The 15,778-nt window shown below is 69.9% G+C and carries 17 protein-coding genes; 5 read left to right on the top strand and 12 right to left on the bottom strand.

Annotation, left to right across the window (positions count from 1 at the left end; translation table 11 throughout):
- Nucleotides 1–167: 167 nt before the first annotated feature.
- Entirely contained in the window at nt 168–410 is a 243-nt protein-coding gene (locus tag ACNKFW_RS06355; RefSeq protein WP_024845091.1) for a YdcH family protein, read from the bottom strand.
- Nucleotides 411–503: 93 nt separating this feature from the next.
- Here ACNKFW_RS06355 and ACNKFW_RS06350 point away from each other — a divergent pair, with 93 nt between their 5' ends.
- Nucleotides 504–1,271: a DUF599 domain-containing protein gene (locus tag ACNKFW_RS06350; RefSeq protein ID WP_418024091.1), complete on the top strand. Its 768-nt coding sequence runs from the start codon at nt 504–506 to the stop codon at nt 1,269–1,271.
- Here the strand turns inward: ACNKFW_RS06350 and ACNKFW_RS06345 are convergent.
- From ACNKFW_RS06345 to ACNKFW_RS06315, 7 genes are all read right to left on the bottom strand, one after another.
- The gene (locus ACNKFW_RS06345) at nt 1,182–2,378 is read right to left on the bottom strand and encodes an MFS transporter (RefSeq protein ID WP_147428021.1); all 1,197 of its coding nucleotides are present in this window, start codon (nt 2,376–2,378) and stop codon (nt 1,182–1,184) included. The genes ACNKFW_RS06350 and ACNKFW_RS06345 overlap by 90 nt on opposite strands.
- Nucleotides 2,379–2,657: 279 nt before the next feature.
- Entirely contained in the window at nt 2,658–3,443 is a 786-nt protein-coding gene (locus tag ACNKFW_RS06340; RefSeq protein ID WP_024845088.1) for a crotonase/enoyl-CoA hydratase family protein, read from the bottom strand.
- Nucleotides 3,440–4,294: a hydroxymethylglutaryl-CoA lyase gene (locus ACNKFW_RS06335; RefSeq protein WP_147428022.1), complete on the bottom strand. Its 855-nt coding sequence runs from the start codon at nt 4,292–4,294 to the stop codon at nt 3,440–3,442. The genes ACNKFW_RS06340 and ACNKFW_RS06335 overlap by 4 nt, the downstream gene beginning before the upstream one ends.
- Nucleotides 4,281–4,934: a glutathione S-transferase family protein gene (locus tag ACNKFW_RS06330; RefSeq protein WP_147428023.1), complete on the bottom strand. Its 654-nt coding sequence runs from the start codon at nt 4,932–4,934 to the stop codon at nt 4,281–4,283. The genes ACNKFW_RS06335 and ACNKFW_RS06330 overlap by 14 nt, the downstream gene beginning before the upstream one ends.
- On the bottom strand, nt 4,931–6,859 hold the full coding sequence (locus ACNKFW_RS06325) for an acetyl-CoA carboxylase biotin carboxylase subunit (RefSeq protein WP_147428024.1): 1,929 nt from the start codon (nt 6,857–6,859) through the stop codon (nt 4,931–4,933). Before ACNKFW_RS06325 ends, ACNKFW_RS06330 begins: the two co-directional genes overlap by 4 nt.
- A gap of 79 nt (nt 6,860–6,938) precedes the next feature.
- On the bottom strand, nt 6,939–7,448 hold the full coding sequence (locus tag ACNKFW_RS06320; protein WP_024845084.1) for an O-acetyl-ADP-ribose deacetylase: 510 nt from the start codon (nt 7,446–7,448) through the stop codon (nt 6,939–6,941).
- A gap of 5 nt (nt 7,449–7,453) precedes the next feature.
- Entirely contained in the window at nt 7,454–9,058 is a 1,605-nt protein-coding gene (locus ACNKFW_RS06315; protein ID WP_024845083.1) for a carboxyl transferase domain-containing protein, read from the bottom strand.
- 143 nt (nt 9,059–9,201) lie between these two features.
- On the opposite strand from ACNKFW_RS06315, the gene ACNKFW_RS06310 reads away from it, so the two are divergent.
- The gene (locus tag ACNKFW_RS06310; protein WP_147428025.1) at nt 9,202–9,810 is read left to right on the top strand and encodes an OmpW/AlkL family protein; all 609 of its coding nucleotides are present in this window, start codon (nt 9,202–9,204) and stop codon (nt 9,808–9,810) included.
- A 77-nt stretch (nt 9,811–9,887) separates the two neighbouring features.
- Here ACNKFW_RS06310 and ACNKFW_RS06305 read toward each other — a convergent pair whose 3' ends face one another.
- The 3 genes from ACNKFW_RS06305 to ACNKFW_RS06295 are packed head-to-tail and all read right to left on the bottom strand — an operon-like array spanning nt 9,888 to nt 12,042.
- Complete coding sequence (locus ACNKFW_RS06305) at nt 9,888–10,373, bottom strand: lysozyme inhibitor LprI family protein (protein WP_024845081.1); 486 nt, start codon at nt 10,371–10,373, stop codon at nt 9,888–9,890.
- Complete coding sequence (locus ACNKFW_RS06300; RefSeq protein WP_147428026.1) at nt 10,370–10,882, bottom strand: lysozyme inhibitor LprI family protein; 513 nt, start codon at nt 10,880–10,882, stop codon at nt 10,370–10,372. The genes ACNKFW_RS06305 and ACNKFW_RS06300 overlap by 4 nt, the downstream gene beginning before the upstream one ends.
- A complete protein-coding gene (locus ACNKFW_RS06295; protein ID WP_418024090.1) occupies nt 10,882–12,042 on the bottom strand; it encodes an isovaleryl-CoA dehydrogenase in 1,161 nt (386 codons plus the stop codon). Before ACNKFW_RS06295 ends, ACNKFW_RS06300 begins: the two co-directional genes overlap by 1 nt.
- Nucleotides 12,043–12,225: 183 nt before the next feature.
- Between ACNKFW_RS06295 and ACNKFW_RS06290 the strand changes: the two genes are divergently transcribed.
- Both ACNKFW_RS06290 and cbiB read left to right on the top strand, forming a co-directional pair.
- Complete coding sequence (locus ACNKFW_RS06290) at nt 12,226–12,792, top strand: histidine phosphatase family protein (protein ID WP_147428028.1); 567 nt, start codon at nt 12,226–12,228, stop codon at nt 12,790–12,792.
- Nucleotides 12,789–13,730, top strand: coding sequence for an adenosylcobinamide-phosphate synthase CbiB (cbiB, locus tag ACNKFW_RS06285; protein ID WP_028710550.1), 942 nt, complete (start codon nt 12,789–12,791; stop codon nt 13,728–13,730). The genes ACNKFW_RS06290 and cbiB overlap by 4 nt, the downstream gene beginning before the upstream one ends.
- Here cbiB and hemC read toward each other — a convergent pair.
- Complete coding sequence (gene hemC / locus ACNKFW_RS06280; protein WP_024845076.1) at nt 13,727–14,668, bottom strand: hydroxymethylbilane synthase; 942 nt, start codon at nt 14,666–14,668, stop codon at nt 13,727–13,729. The two genes, cbiB and hemC, sit on opposite strands and share 4 nt — an antisense overlap.
- A 75-nt stretch (nt 14,669–14,743) precedes the next feature.
- Between hemC and hemE the strand changes: the two genes are divergently transcribed.
- Complete coding sequence (gene hemE, locus ACNKFW_RS06275; RefSeq protein WP_147428029.1) at nt 14,744–15,772, top strand: uroporphyrinogen decarboxylase; 1,029 nt, start codon at nt 14,744–14,746, stop codon at nt 15,770–15,772.
- Nucleotides 15,773–15,778 lie beyond the last annotated feature (6 nt).

The following is a 15,778-nucleotide window of genomic DNA, read 5'->3' as shown; positions in this document are numbered from 1 at the left end:
TCGGCGCCGCAAGGGCCCTCCGACAGCGTTGAAGTAGGAATGCGGCCCGCGGCTTTCAAGTCCGGGCCAAGGCGCGGATCGCCCGGCAAAAAGGGCGCGCGGCGGGGCCGCGCGCGCCTCCTGCCTCTCCCGAGCCGCCGCCGTACGGCCGGCGCGCGACCGGCCGATCAGGCGCGGGCAGCAGCCAGCATGCGGGCGATTTCGTCCTTCAGCCCGGCGCGCTTCTTGCGCAACGCGTTCTCGGCCTCCTCCGACATCGGCGTATGGCGGCTTTCCGCCCCCGCAACCTCGTCGTTCACCGCGTCATATTCCTCAAGCAGGCGCGCGAAATGCGCATCCGAGACCTTCAGCTCGTGAATGCGCGCCGCATCGTTCGGAAATTCCTCGTGGATGGCGTGAGGTGCTGCCATTTTCATCTACTCCGGTACAAAGACAACCAGACCGCTGGATAGACGCCGCGCCGCCGGCTGGCAACAACAAGACCACGAGGATAGAACCGCGCCATGGACCCGAACACCGCCCTGCCCGGCCTGACCGCCTTCGGCCCGCTCACCCCGGCCGACCTTGCTACCCTGCTCTGGCTGTTCCTGGCCTGGCTGGGCATAGGCTGGATCACCGAATACCCGCCCAAGGCCCATCCTTCGGTCACGGTGCTGATGAAGGCGCATCGCCGCGAATGGATGCGACAATTCATCACACGCGACCCGCGCATCTTCGACAGCGCCATCCTGACCACCCTGCGCGAGGGCACGGCCTTCTTCGCCTCGGCCTGCCTGATCGCGGTGGGGGGCGGGCTGGCCCTGATCGGCAATACCGACCAGCTTGCCGGCGTGGCGCGCCAGTTCGACCTGGGCCATGTGCCGACGCTGAAATGGGAAATCAAGATCGTCGTGGTGCTGTTTTTCGTGGCCAATGCGCTGTTGCGCTTCGTCTGGTCGCACCGGCTCTTCGGCTATTGCGCGATCATCATGGCCTCGGTCCCGAACGAGCCCGACGACCCGCGCGCCCTGCCGCTGGCCATGCAGGCGGCCGATATCAACATCACCGCGGCGAAAAGCTTCAACTCGGGGCTGCGCTGCGTCTATTTCGCGCTGGGGGCGCTTGGCTGGCTGGCTGGACCGCTGGGCCTGTTCCTGGCCACCAGCTATGTGCTCTTCATCTCGTGGCGGCGCGAATTTGCCTCACACTCGCGCCGGGCGATCATGAAGCTGGTCCCCGGCGAGACGGGCCTGCCACCAGGCAAGCCCGAGGGCGAGCAGCCCGGCCCCTGACAGCACCACCGCCACCAGCCCCGAGGAACGCCAGCCCCAGCCCGCCGCCAGCGCCAGCCCCGCGAGCCAGGGCCCCAGCGCATTGGCGGCGTTGAAGGCGGCGTGGTTCATCGCCGCGGCCATGCTCTGCGCTTCGCCGGCGACCTCCATCAGCCGGGTCTGCAAGGGCACCACCATGCCCGAGCCCAGGCCCAGCAGGAAGGACGAGGCCAGCATCAGCCCCCAATTGCCCACCGCCCAGGCGGCGAAGGCCTGGGTCGCGGCCATGAACAGCATCAGCCGCAAGGCCGCGCCCCAGGTGCCGTGGCGCATGGTCAGCCGTGCGGCCAGGATGCTGCCCAGAGTGCCGCCGATGCCGAAGGCCGAAAGCGCGGCCGGGATCGCCCAGCCCGGCGCCTGTGTCGTCGCCAGGATTGCGGCCGAAAGATAGGAATAGACCGCAAAAAGCCCGCCGAAGCCGATGGCGCCGACCAGCAGGATCAGCATGACGGCCGGATTGCGCAGCGCCTTCAGCTCGGCCAGCGGCTGCGCATCCCTGGGCGCACCGACCCGCGGCGCCAGCCGCAGGATCAGCCAGCCCGCCAGCAGCGCCAGCACGCCGGGCAGCGCAAAGCCCCAGCGCCAGCCAAGCCCCTGCCCCAGCACCCCGGCCAGCGGCACCCCGGCGATATTGGCGATGGTCAGGCCCAGCAGCACCTGCGTCACCCCCTTGGCGCGCTGGTCCCGCGGCAAGGCATCGGCGGCAAACAGCATGGCCACGCCCAGGAAGCCGCCATGCGGCAGCCCGGCCAGGAAGCGGGTACCGACCAGGGTGCCATAGCCCGGCAGCACCGCCGCCAGCAGGTTCATCACCCCATAGGCCGCGATCAGGGCCGCCAGATAGCGCCGCCGCGGCAGCCGCGCGCCCAGGATCGAGGTGATCGGCGCGCCCACCACCACGCCCAGCGCATAGGCCGACACCACATGGCCGGCCTGCGGCTCGCTGATGCCGAGGTCGCTGGCATACCAGGGCAAGAGCCCCATGGCGGCGAATTCCGATGTGCCGATGGCGAAGGCGCCAAGGCCCAGGGCAAGGATGGCAAGCTTGAGATTGGGCTGCGGCGGCATGGCGGCACCTTCAGGGCTGGCGGATCTGGGAAAATCAGGCCCGCTAGCGTTAACAGATGCGACCATATGCCGCCAAGCCGCCTGCCGCGAAGTCCTGACATGCAATAGGCGCAAGGCTGCGACGGCATGCCGCCGGTTGTCTTCTTCGTTCCCCAAATACCCAAATCCCGCAGCGCGGGCAGGCGCAGCGTCGATGCGGCGACTGAACCTGCAATCTCGGCCCTGCAGAAAATCTTCCGATGAGTATTTTCGGAACGAAGAAGATACCGGGCCAGCGCCTCAGCCCGGCTGCCAGCGTGGCTTGCGCTTGTCGAAGAAGGCGGCGATGCCTTCCTGCGCCTCGTCGCCTTCCCAGACATCGACCAGGGCCTGGATGCTGGCCTCGATCTCGGCCTCGCCGATGGGCGGGCCGAGGCGGCGGGCCAGGCGCTTGGCTGCCGCCACCGCGCCGGGGGCGCAGGAGAGATAGGGCGCGATTTCGGCCTCGACGGCCGCGTCCAGCACCGCGGCATCGGCAAGGCTCGCCAGCAGGTTCAGCCGCATCGCCTCGCCCGCGTCGAAGAGGCGCGCGGACATGAAGACGCGGCGCGCCCTGTCCTCGCCCATGCGGGCCAGGACATAGGGGCCGATGGTGGCGGGGATCAGGCCGAGCCGGGTCTCGGTCAGGCCGAAGCGCGCCTCGGGCACGGCCACGGCGACATCGCAGACCGAGATCAGGCCGACCCCGCCGCCGAAAGCATTGCCCTGGACCCGGCCGATCAGCGGCTTGGGCAGGGTATTCAGCGCGTTCAGCATCATGGCGAGTTCGCGGGCGCCGGCCCGGCGGGTCTCGGCATCGGCGCGCATCTGCTCCTGCATCCAGCCCAGATCGCCGCCGGCGCAGAAGCTCTTGCCCTCGGCCGCCAGCACCACGACGCGCACCGCCGGATCGGCGCCGAGCGCTCGGGCGGCTTCGGTCAATTCGCGGATCATCTGCGCCGACAGCGCATTGTGCTTGTCCGCGCGCGCCAGCCACAGATGCGCCACGCCGCGGGCGTCGGTGTCGATGCGGATCGCCTCCATCATGCTCCTCCTCTCATCGCGCGCGCCATGGCGGCGGCCCGTTCGATCACCGCCATGTCGAGCCCGGTGTCATGGCCTTGCGCAGCCAGATGGGCGGCGACGGCTTCGGTCGCGACATTGCCCGCCGCACCGGGCGCATAGGGGCAGCCGCCCAGGCCTCCGACCGCGGCGTCGAAGACCCGCAACCCACGCGCAAGGCTCGCGTCGATATTCTCCAGCGCCCGGCCGGCGGTGTCGTGGTAATGGCCAGCCAGCCTGTCGGGCGGCAGTTCCTGCAGCACGGCGGAGAGCATGGCATCGATGGTCTCGGGCCGGCCCTGGCCGATGGTGTCGCCCAGGCTGACCTCGTAGCAGCCCATGTCGCGCAAGGCGGCCGCGACGCGGGCGACATTCGCGGGCGGCACCGGCCCATCGAAGGGGCAATCCGTCACCACCGAAACATAGCCGCGCAGCGGAATGCCGTCGGCCCGCGCCGCCTCGGCCACGGGCGCGAAGCGTTCCAGGCTTTCGGCGATGCTGGCGTTCAGGTTGGCGCGCGAGAAGCCTTCCGAGGCCGAGGCGAAGATCGCCACCTCGTCCGCGCCGGCCGCCCGCGCCGCCTCGTAGCCGCGCAGGTTGGGGGTCAGCACCGCGTAGCGGATGCCGGGCCGCCGGGCGATGCCGGCCATGACCTCGGCCGCGTCGGCCATCTGCGGCACCCATTTCGGCGGCACGAAGCTGGTGACCTCGATGCGCCGGAAGCCGGCCTGCGACAGCAGGTCGACCAGCGCGATCTTTTCCGCCGCCGGGATCGGGCGCTTTTCGTTCTGCAGGCCGTCGCGGGGGCCGACTTCGAAGATCTCAACCCTGGACATCGGGCACCTCGTAGAAATCGCGGTCATAGATCGCGTCGCCCCCGGCACGGGCCAGGGCGCGGCGATAGGCGGGACGCGCCGTCATGCGGTCGCGATAGGCCGCCAGCGCCGGATGGTCGGCGGCGGGCAGGAAGCGAAACAGCGCCTCGATATTGAAGCCCAGCATGCAATCGGCAGCGGAAAACCCGGACAGAAGCGTTTCGCGCCCCGCCAGATGGTCGTCCAGCGCCCGGGCGGTGACGGCCAGCCGTTTCGTGTCGAGGCGCATCAGCGGGATCGAGCGCGCGCTTTCGGGCCGCAGGAAGATATGGTGGATGTTCAGGGCCTGCAGGATATTCGCCTGGGTCTCGGCGAAATGCACCCACTCCAGGAAATCGCCGCGCTCGGGCGCGCCCGGTTTCGGGGCCAGCCTGCCCTCGCGCTCGGTCAGGTATTGCAGGATGGCGCCGGATTCAAAGATGGCGCGGCCGTCGATTTCCAGCGCCGGGATGCGGCCTGCGGGGGACAGCGCGCGGAACGCGGCGCTGCGCAGGCTGCCGTCGGTCAGCGACCAGAGCCGCAATTCGCAATCGAGCCCCAGTTCCTCGATCAGCCAGAGCACGCGCATCGAGCGCGAGCCGGGGACGTGATGCAGGATCATGCGTGTTCTTCCTCCTCCAGCCGGATCAGGGCGGCGCCGGCCTCGACCTGGTCGCCGGCCTGGGCGAAGACCTCGGCCACGCGACCGTCGCGGGCGGCAGTCAGCGTGTGTTCCATCTTCATCGCCTCGAGGATCGCCAGAGGCTCGCCCGCCGCCACCTGCTGCCCCGGCTCGACGAAGATCGCCTTGACGAGGCCCGGCATGGGCGAAAGCGTCATGCCGCCGCCCGCCTCCTCGCCGCCGCGGGCCAGCGGGTCGAGGGGGGCGAGCGTCAGCGAGCGGCCGCCGAAGACGCTGGTTCCCGCGGCGTGGTTGACGATGCGCGAGCGGCGCGGGCTGCCGTCGACCCACCAGCGCCCGCCCTCATAGCCGATCTCATGCGTGCTGCCGTCCAGCGTGACGCGGGCGGCACCGGGGCCCAGCACCTCCAGCACCGCCTCGCCGCCCTCCCAGGCGATGGTGCGGCGCAGGGGCTGCCAAAGGGTGATGCCACCGCGCAGCATCGGATCGTCCAATCCGGCAAGGCCGAGGACCGCCAGGGCCTTGGCCCGCGGATCGGGCTCGGCGGCGGCGACCAGCGCCTGAAGGTCGCGGGCGATCAGGCCGGTATCGACTTCGCCCTTGCCGAAACCCTCGTGCCGGGTCAGCGCGATCAGGAAATCGACATTGGTGACCGAGCCCGCCACCTCGGTATCGACCAGCGCCGATTCCAGTGCCCGCAGCGCGATGGCGCGGGTCGCGCCATGGGTGACGATCTTGGCGATCATCGGATCATACCAGGGCGAGATCGCGTCGCCGGGCCGCACCCCGGTCTCGATCCGGGCATGGTTGGGAAAGCGCAGATGCGCAAGGGTTCCGGTGGCGGGCAGGAAGCCCGCCGGCACGTCCTCGGCATAGAGCCGGGCCTCGAAGGCATGGCCGGTGATGGTCAGATCCTCCTGCCGGGCCGGCAGGGGCTCGCCGCTGGCGACGCGCAGCTGCCATTCCACCAGATCGACGCCGGTGATCAGTTCGGTCACCGGATGCTCGACCTGCAGGCGGGTGTTCATCTCCATGAACCAGAAACCGTCGGGGCGCAGGCCCTGGCTGGCATCGACGATGAATTCGACCGTGCCGGCGCCGGCATAGCCGATGGCCTCGGCGGCGCGGGCGGCGGCCGCGCCCATGGCCGCGCGCATCTCGGGCGTCATGCCGGGGGCCGGGGCTTCCTCGATCACCTTCTGGTGACGGCGTTGCAGCGAGCAGTCGCGTTCGAACAGGTGCAGCGCGCGGCTGCCGTCGCCAAAGACCTGCACCTCGATATGGCGGGGCTGCTGGATGTATTTCTCGATCAGCACCGCCGGGTTGCCGAAGGCGGTGGCGGCCTCGCCCTGCGCCGATTGCAGCGCGGCCGGGAAGTCCCGCGCATGCTCAACCAGGCGCATGCCCTTGCCGCCGCCGCCGGCCACCGCCTTGATCAGCACCGGATAGCCGATTCTGTCGGCCTGGTCCGCCAGATGGGCGGCGTCCTGGTTCTCGCCGTGATAGCCGGGCACGACCGGCACGCCCGCCTCGGCCATCAGCGCCTTGGCGGCGTCCTTGAGGCCCATCTTGCGGATCGCCTGTGCCGAGGGGCCGATGAAGGCCAGCCCCGCCGCCGTCACCGCATCGACGAAATCCGGGTTCTCGCTGAGGAAGCCGTAGCCTGGATGGATGGCCTGCGCGCCGGTCTCGCGCGCGGCCTGGATGATGGCGTCGCCGCGCAGGTAGCTGTCCCTGGGCGCCGGACCGCCGATCGGCACGGCCTCGTCGGCCATGGCGACGTGGCGGGCGCCGCGATCGGCCTCGGAATAGACTGCGACGGTGCGCACGCCCAGCTTGCGGGCGGTGTCGATGACCCGGCAGGCGATCTCGCCGCGGTTGGCGATCAGGATCTTCTGGAACATGGGCAGCTCCTCGTGGCGCGGGCGGCGCCGGGGGTTTCACACCCCCGGACCCCCGTGGGGTATTGGGGAAACGGAGAAATCATCGGCGGGCCTCGTCCACCGCACGGCGAAGCGTGGCGTGGCTGGCGGCGTCGAAGCCGACCAGAGTTACCTCGAGGCCGGCGCCGTGGCCGAGGATGGTGGCCACGGCGATGCGGGCGGCACGCTCGGCCGGGAAGCCGTAGATGCCGGTCGAGATCGCCGGGAAGGCGATGCGGGCGAGGTCATGGGCCTGGGCGAGGAGCAGGCTGTGGCGATAGGCGCTGGCGAGCAGCGCGTCCTCCTCCGCCCCGCCGCCCCGCCAGACCGGGCCGACGGCATGGATCACGTAGCGGGCCGGCAGGGCGTAGCCGCGGGTGATGCGGGCCTCGCCGGTCGGGCAGCCGCCGATGCTGCGGCATTCGTCGAGCAGTTCGGGCCCGGCGGCGCGGTGGATGGCGCCGTCCACCCCGCCGCCGCCCAGCAGGCTGCGATTGGCGGCGTTGACGATGGCGTCCATGGCGAGCCGGGTGATGTCGCCTTGCAGGGTGGTGAGGCGGGGCCGGTCCATGGCCGTCACATCCGGAAGATGCCGAAGCGGGTCGGCTCGATCGGCGCGTTGAGGCTGGCGCGCAGGCTCAGCGCCAGCACGTCGCGGGTCTTGCGCGGGTCGATGATGCCGTCGTCCCAGAGCCGGGCCGAGGCATAGAGCGGGTGGGACTGGCGCTCGAACATCTCGATGGTGGGGCGCTTGAACTCGGCCTCTTCCTCGGGCGACCAGCTGCCGCCCTGGCGCTCGATCCCCTCGCGGCGCACGGTGGCGAGCACGCCCGCCGCCTGCTCGCCGCCCATCACCGAGATGCGCGAATTGGGCCAGGTCCAGAGGAAGCGCGGCCCATAGGCGCGGCCGGCCATGCCGTAATTGCCCGCCCCGAAGCTGCCGCCGACCAGCATGGTGATCTTGGGCACGCTGGTCGTCGCCACCGCCGTCACCATCTTGGCGCCGTGCCGGGCAATGCCCTCGTTCTCGTATTTGCGGCCGACCATGAAGCCGGTGACATTCTGCAGGAAGACCAGCGGGATGCCGCGCATCGAGCAGAGTTCGATGAAATGCGCGCCCTTCTGCGCGGCCTCCGAGAAGATCACGCCGTTATTGGCGACGATGCCGATGGGGCAGCCTTCCAGATGGGCGAAACCCGTCACCAGCGTCTCGCCGAAGCGGGCCTTGAACTCGTCGAAGCGCGAGCCGTCCACGACGCGCGCGATCACCTCGCGGATGTCATAGGGGATCTTCAGGTCGGCGGGGACGACGCCCAGGATCTCCTCGGGGTCATGGGCCGGGGGCTCGGGAGGTTGCCATTGCACGGTCGCGGGCAGGCTGCGGTTGAGGTTCCCGATGGCACGGCGGGCGAGGGCGAGGGCATGGGCGTCGTCCTCGGCCAGGTAGTCGGCCACGCCCGAAAGCCGGGTGTGCACGTCGCCGCCGCCCAGATCCTCGGCCGAGACCACCTCGCCGGTCGCGGCCCGGACCAAGGGCGGGCCGGCGAGGAAGATCGTGCCCTGGCCCTTGACGATGATCGTCACGTCGGACATGGCCGGGACATAGGCGCCGCCCGCCGTGCAGCTGCCCATGACCACGGCGATCTGCGCGATGCCCTTGGCCGACATCCGCGCCTGGTTGTAGAAGATGCGGCCGAAATGGTCGCGGTCGGGAAAGACCTCGTCCTGGTTGGGCAGGTTGGCGCCGCCGGAATCGACCAGGTAGACGCAGGGCAGCTGGCATTCCTCGGCGATCTCCTGCGCGCGCAGGTGCTTTTTCACCGTCATCGGGTAATAGGTGCCGCCCTTGACCGTGGCATCGTTGGCCACCACCATCACCTCTTGCCCATGCACCCGGCCGATGCCGGCGATCACGCCCGCGCAGGGCGCGGCGCCGTCATACATGCCATGCGCGGCCGTGGCGCCGATCTCCAGGAAGGGCGAGCCGGGATCGAGCAGATTCGCCACCCGCTCGCGCGGCGGCATCTTGCCGCGGGCGACATGGCGCTCCAGCGCCTTCGCGCCGCCGCCCGACGCCGCGGCCAGCGCCGCCTCGCGCACGGTTTCCAGCATGGCCAGATGCGCCGCGCGATTGGCGCGGAAGGTTTCCGAGGAAGGCAGGACCGAGGTGCCAAGCTTCATCGCATCATCCTTTCGGGCAGGGTGCCGGAGATCTGCGCCAGTTTGTCGCAGGTCGGCCAAAAGCGGAAATCTTGATCCAGATCAACGTCGAAGCCCGAAGCAAGGCGCGATGAGCGGACATGCGACAAGAAGAGAGGATCGCCATGAGACACAAGCTTGCCATTGCCGCGGCACTTGCCGCGCTTGCTTCGCCTGCACTTGCGCAATCGCAAGGCGAATGGACGCTCGGCTTCGGGATCGCGCATGTGAATCCGAAATCGGACAATGGCGTGCTGGCAGGGCCGACGCCGATCAGCATCGACGACAGCGCCCGCCCCAGCATCACCTTCGAATATTTCATCCGCGACAATATCGGCATCGAGGTGCTGGGCGCCCTGCCCTTCAAGCATTCGATCAAGTCGAACGGGACCGAGATCGGCACGGTCAAGCACCTGCCGCCGGTCGTCTCGCTGCAATATCACTTTGACATGCATCCGCGCTGGAAGCCCTTTGTCGGCCTGGGCGTGAACTTCACCGGTTTCTGGGACGGCGAGGCCAAGGGGCCGCTGGCCGGCAGCGAATTGCGGGTCAAGAACAGCTGGGGCCTGGCCGCGCATCTGGGCGTGGATCACTGGATCAACGACCGCTCGGCCCTGCGCGCCGACCTGCGCTGGATCGACATCAATGCCGATGTCGAGCTGGACGGCGCCAATATCGGCTCGGTCGATGTCGATCCGGTGGTTGCCGGCATCAGCTATGTGATCAAGTTCTAGGCCGCCGTCACGGCCTTGCGGGGGGCGCTGCCATCGGCGGCGCCCCTTTTGCGTGTCTCTGCTCATCGCCGTCCTGTTCATCGCGGGTCTACCAGCGCCATGAGCAGCGCCACCTGCCGCGCCGTCTCGTCCCGGATGCAGCGGGCACGGGCCAGGTCGCCCTTGCCCTCGGCCGCCGCGTCCCGGACCTGGTTGCACAGATCCTCGCGGAACTGCAGCCAACTGCGCTCGGCCTGGCGCAGCATCTCCTGCGCCCCGTTGTCCTTCTTTCCCTGGGCCTTCAGCGCCGCCTCGTAGACCCCGGTCAGCTTCGCCTCCCAGGCCTGATGCGAGGCGTCGAGGCAGTTCGCCATCGGAAAATCCGGGTCGTCGCCGGTATATTTGCCGCGTGCGTAGTCGAGGCAGGCTTCCATGCCGGTCGCGGCGCAATCGGCGCGGGTGCCCTGGGTCGAGGCATCGGCAAGGCAACGGTCGATGGCGGCGGGATCGAAGCCCGAGGCATCGCCGGCCAAGCACGGCGCCGCCAGCAGCAGGGCCAGCGCGCATCCGGCCAGGCGGTTCATTCCATCCCCTCCGCGATGTCGCGCAGGCGCAGCGCCTGTTCGGCCGTCAGGCGCAGCACGCAATCCTGGGCTGCCGGACCGCCCAGCGTGCCGCCCTGATAGCGCAGGCTCTCATAGCGGCAAGAGGCATCGCGGAAGGCGATCCAGTGGCGCTGCGCCTGCTGCAGGGCCGGGGCCGCCGGTTCGGCGGCCGAGCCGAGATCGGCCAGTTCCGCATCCGCCGCCTTGGCGGCCTTCAGCGCCCGCTCGTAATAGCCGTTCAGCAGCGTGTCCCAATCCTTCGCCTCATGGCCCAGGCATTCCACCATGCCCACGGTGGTCTCGCCGCCCGCTGTCGCCATGCATTGCGTCGAGGCCTGGCCAATGCAGCTTCGCAGCCCCGGCGCGGCGCTGGCATCGGCTTCCGCATCCGCAATGCATTTCGCGAAACCATCGGCATCGTATCGCGGGCCGTCCTGGGCCAGCGCCGGGCCGGCGGCCAGCAGCAGGGACAGGACAAGCAGGCGCATCAGGCGATCTCCATCAGCTGGCGACCGATCAGCATGCGGCGGATTTCCGAGGTGCCGGCGCCGATCTCCATCAGCTTGGCGTCGCGGAACAGCCGGCTGACCACCGAATCGTTCAGGAAGCCCGCGCCCCCCAGCGCCTGCACCGCCTGATGCGCCTGCACCATGGCTTGTTCGCTGGCGTAAAGCACCGCGCCCGCCGCGTCCTGTCGCGTCACCTTGCCGGCATCGCAGGCTTTCGCCACCTCGTAGACATAGGCCCGCGCCGTGTTCAGCGCGACATACATGTCGGCGATCTTGCCCTGCATCAGCTGGAACGAACCGATCGGCTGGCCGAACTGCTTGCGTTCCTTGACATAGGGCATCACCTCGTCGAGGCAGGCAGCCATGATGCCGGTGCCGATGCCCGACAGCACCAGCCGCTCGTAATCGAGGCCGGACATCAGCACCCGCACGCCCTTGCCTTCCTCGCCCAGCACGTTCTCGAAGGGCACCTCGCAATCCTGGAAGATCAGCTCGCCGGTGTTCGAGCCGCGCATGCCCAGCTTGTCGAAATGCGGGCTGGTCGAGAAGCCCTTCATGCCGCGTTCGACGATGAAGGCGGTGATGCCCTTGCTGCCGGCCTCGGGGTCGGTCTTGGCATAGACCACCAGCGTATGGGCGTCGGGCGCGTTGGTGATCCAGTATTTGTTGCCGTTCAGCACATAGCGGTCGTTCTTCTTCTCGGCCCGCAGCTTCATGCCGACCACGTCACTGCCCGCGCCTTCCTCGGACATGGCCAGCGCGCCGACCGCCTTGCCGCTGCACAGGTCTGGCAGGTATTTCGCCCGCTGCTCGTCGGTGCCGTTCAGCTTGATCTGGTTCACGCAAAGATTGGAATGCGCGCCATAGGACAGGCTGACCGAGGCCGAAGCGCGGGCGATCTCCTCGGTGGCGATCACATGCGCCAGATAGCCCATGCCGCTGCCGCCAAGATCTTCGGACACGGTGATGCCCAGAAGGCCCAGCGCGCCCATCTCGCGCCACAGCTCGTTCGGAAAGGCGTTGCTGCGGTCGACCTCGGCCGCGATGGGCTTCACCCGCTCCTGCGCCCAGCGATGGACGGTGTCGCGCAGGGCGTTCACGTCCTCGCCCAGGTCGAACTGCATTCCCGCGGTGAACATCGGCCATCTCCTCCATTTATTGAACGAGTGTTCATTTAACTGGTTTATGCCGCCGGGGCGGGGCCCGCGTCAAGCCTTCTGTGCGGCATCTCCTCTTGCGGTCGATCCTGCGCCGGCCGAGGCTTCGTTGACAAGCCTGTCCCCTCGCGCCATTCCTGCCGCGGAAAGCCGCAAGGATGCCCGATGAGCCCGCTTCCCGATGCCGCCGCGCGGCTGCTGATCCTGCGCCACGCGCCACTGGCCCAACCTGGACTGGCAGGGCGGCGCGACGTGGCGGCGGATTGCAGCGACCGGGCAACACTCGCCTGGGCGCGCACGGCGCTGGCTGTGGCGGGAACGCATTGGTCCAGCCCCGCCCTGCGCTGCCGGCAGACCTGCGCGGCTCTGGAGCTGGACCCCGAATGGCACCCCGCCCTGTGGGAGCAGGATTTCGGCACCTGGGAGCAGCCCGGCGCCGCCATCCCGGACCTTGGCCCGCTGCCGCCCGAGGAACTTGCCCGCCAGCGCCCCCCGGGGGGCGAAAGCTTCCTCGACATGGCGGCGCGGGTGCAGCCGCTGCTGGCGCGCGCGCAGGGCACGGTGGCGGTGGTCGCCCATGCCGGCACGGTGCGCGCCGCCCTGGCCCTGGCGGTCGGCCCGGCGGCACTGTCCTTTTCCGTGGCGCCGCTGTCGCTGACCATCCTGTCGCGCAGCCCTGCCGGCTGGGCCGTCGAGGCCGTCAACCGGGTCGCGCCCCAGGCCGCGCCATGATCCTGTCGCAGGACACGCTGACCATTGCGCTGGTGGCGCTGCTGGTCGATGCGCTGATCGGCTGGCCCGAGGCGCTCTATCGCCGCATCTCGCATCCGGTGGTCTGGCTCGGGCGGCTGATCTCGGCGCTGGACGCCCGCTGGAACAGGGGTGGGCATCGCATCGCCCGCGGCGCGCTGGCGGTGGGGGTGACGGTCGGCACGGCGCTGCTTCCGGCGCTGCTGCTGACCTGGGCGCTCGCGCCGCTGCCCTTGGGCCCCGTCTTGCTGGGCGTGCTGGCCTGGCCGCTGGTCGCCACCCGCTCGCTGCACGACCATGTCGCCGCGGTGGCGCGACCCTTGGCCGAGGGGGATGTACCGGCGGCGAAAGCGGCGGTGGCGATGATCGTCGGCCGCGACCTGGACGACCGGCCCGAGCCCATCGCCCGCGCGGCGCTGGAAAGCCTGGCCGAGAACGCCTCGGACGGCGTGGTCGCGCCCCTGTTCTGGGCAGCGGTGGCCGGTCTGCCGGGAATCGCCGCCTACAAGGCGATCAACACGCTCGATTCGATGATCGGCCACATGAGCCCGCGCCATGCGCTGTTCGGGCGGGCGGCGGCACGGCTGGACGATCTGGTGAACCTGCCGGCCTCGCGGCTGACGGCGCTGCTGTTCCTGCTGGCCGCGCCGCCTGCCGGAGGACGCGCGGCAGGGGTGATCCGGCGCGACGCGCGCCGCCACCGCTCGCCCAATGCCGGCTGGCCCGAGGCCGCCATGGCCGGCGCGCTGGACGTGCGCCTGTCCGGCCCGCGCCGCTATCACGGCGTGGAAAGCCCCGAGCCATGGCTGAACGGGGCCGCTCGCGACCCCGGCGCAACGGACCTGCTGCGCGGGCTGGCGCTTTATCGCCGGGCGATGGCGCTGCTGGGTTTGGGTCTGGCGCTGGCGATTCCGCTCTAGGACCAGTCGAAGAAATCGGCAGGCGCCCGGCCGCGCAATTCCTCGGCCAGGTCGGTGCCCATGGCTGCGCCCTCCGAGGCCGGACCGATGCGCTCGCCCGCGATGACCTCGCTGCCGTCGGGGCGCAGGATCTCGCCGCGCAGCCGCAGCCGGTCGCCATCCAGTTCCGCCAGCCCGGCGATGGGCGTCTGGCAGGAGCCGTCGAGCCGGGCGAGGAAGGCGCGCTCGGCCGTCACCCGCAGCGCGCTGTCCCGGTCCGAGATCGCCGCCAGCAGCGCGGCAATGCGCGCGTCATCGGCGCGCCGCTCGACCCCGATGCAGCCCTGCGCCACCGCGGGCAGCATCTCGTCGGGATCGACCGCGCCGCGCGCGACATGCAGCATGCCCAGCCGCGTCAGCCCCGCCATGGCCAGGAAGGTCGCCACGGCCACGCCTTCCTCCAGCTTTTTCAACCTGGTCTGCACGTTTCCTCGAAACTCGACCAGGTTCAGGTCGGGCCGCCGCGCCGCCAGCTGCGCCCGCCGCCGCAGGCTCGATGAACCGACGACAGCACCCTGGGGAAGCTCGGAAATCGCCGCGAACCGGGCGCTGACAAAGGCGTCGCGCACATCCTCGCGCGGCAGGTAGCAGTCGATCACCAGCCCCTCGGGCTGGATCGTCGGCATGTCCTTCATGGAATGCACGGCGATGTCGATCTCGCCCGCCAGCAGCGCATCCTCGATCTCGCGGGTGAACAGGCCCTTGCCGCCGATCTCCTTCAGCGGGCGGTCCAGAACGCGGTCGCCGGTGGTCTTGATCACCACGATCTCGAAGGACTTGGCGGCAAGGCCATGCGCGGCCATCAACCGGTCGCGGGTTTCATGCGCCTGCGCCAGCGCAAGCGCCGAGCCGCGGGTGCCGATGCGGATGGGGTTCTGGGGGTCGGGCATCTGGGTCATGGCACAGGGCTTAGCGCCCCCCCTCGGCCTTGACAACGGGGACGCGCGCGCCATGAAGGGGGCGAGAGGTGAATTATGTCCGAAAAAACCATCCTGCGCGCGCTGAAGGGCGAGCGTTTGCCCGTTCCGCCCGTCTGGATGATGCGCCAGGCCGGCCGCTACCTGCCGGAATACCGCGCCACCCGCGCCCAGGCCGGCGACTTTTTGTCGCTGTGCTACACCCCCGACCTGGCGGCCGAGGTCACGCTGCAACCGATCCGCCGCTATGGTTTCGACGCGGCGATTCTCTTTGCCGACATCCTGCTGCTGCCGCAGGCGCTGGGGCTCGACCTGTGGTTCGTGACCGGCGAGGGGCCGCGGCTTTCCACCATCACCAGCGCCGCCGGGGTGGCGGCCCTGAAGCCGGCCGAGGCGATCCACGACACGCTGGCGCCGGTCTATGAAACCGTCCGCATCCTGGCGCGCGAACTGCCGCGGGAAACCACGCTGATCGGCTTTGCCGGCGCACCCTGGACCGTCGCGACCTATATGGTCGCCGGCCGCGGCACCCCCGACCAGGCCCCGGCCCACGGCTTCAAGGCCGAGGATCGCGCCGCCTTCGCCGCGCTGATCGACCGCATCACCGAGGCGACCATCGACTATCTCTCGGCCCAGATCGATGCCGGGGCCGAGGTGGTGAAGCTGTTCGACAGCTGGGCCGGCTCGCTCAAGGGCCGGGACTTCGACGATTTCGCAGTCGAGCCCGCGCGCCGGATCATCGCCGCGCTCAAGGCCCGCCACCCCGGCGTGCCGGTGATCGCCTTCCCGCGCGAGGCCGGGCCGCGCTATGCGGGCTTTGCCCGTGCCACGGGGGCCGATTGCGTGGCGCTGGACAATTCGGTCGGCGCCGACTGGGCGGCGGCACAGGTGCAGAAGGACAGCTGCGTGCAGGGCAACCTGGACCCGCGCCTGCTGGTCACGGGCGGCGAGGAACTCGTCTCCGAGACGCGGCGGATCGTGAGGGCCTTCTCGCAGGGGCCGCATATCTTCAACCTCGGCCATGGCATCACCCCCGAGGCCGACCCCGAGAACGTCGCGCGGATGCTGGAGGCGATCCGCGGTTGATGGGCG

Source organism: Paracoccus sp. TD-10, assembly GCF_048270675.1.
Taxonomy (GTDB): Bacteria; Pseudomonadota; Alphaproteobacteria; order Rhodobacterales; family Rhodobacteraceae; genus Paracoccus; species Paracoccus pantotrophus.
Note: the sequence above shows the minus strand (reverse complement) of the source record. Positions and strands in the feature narration are given on the sequence as shown.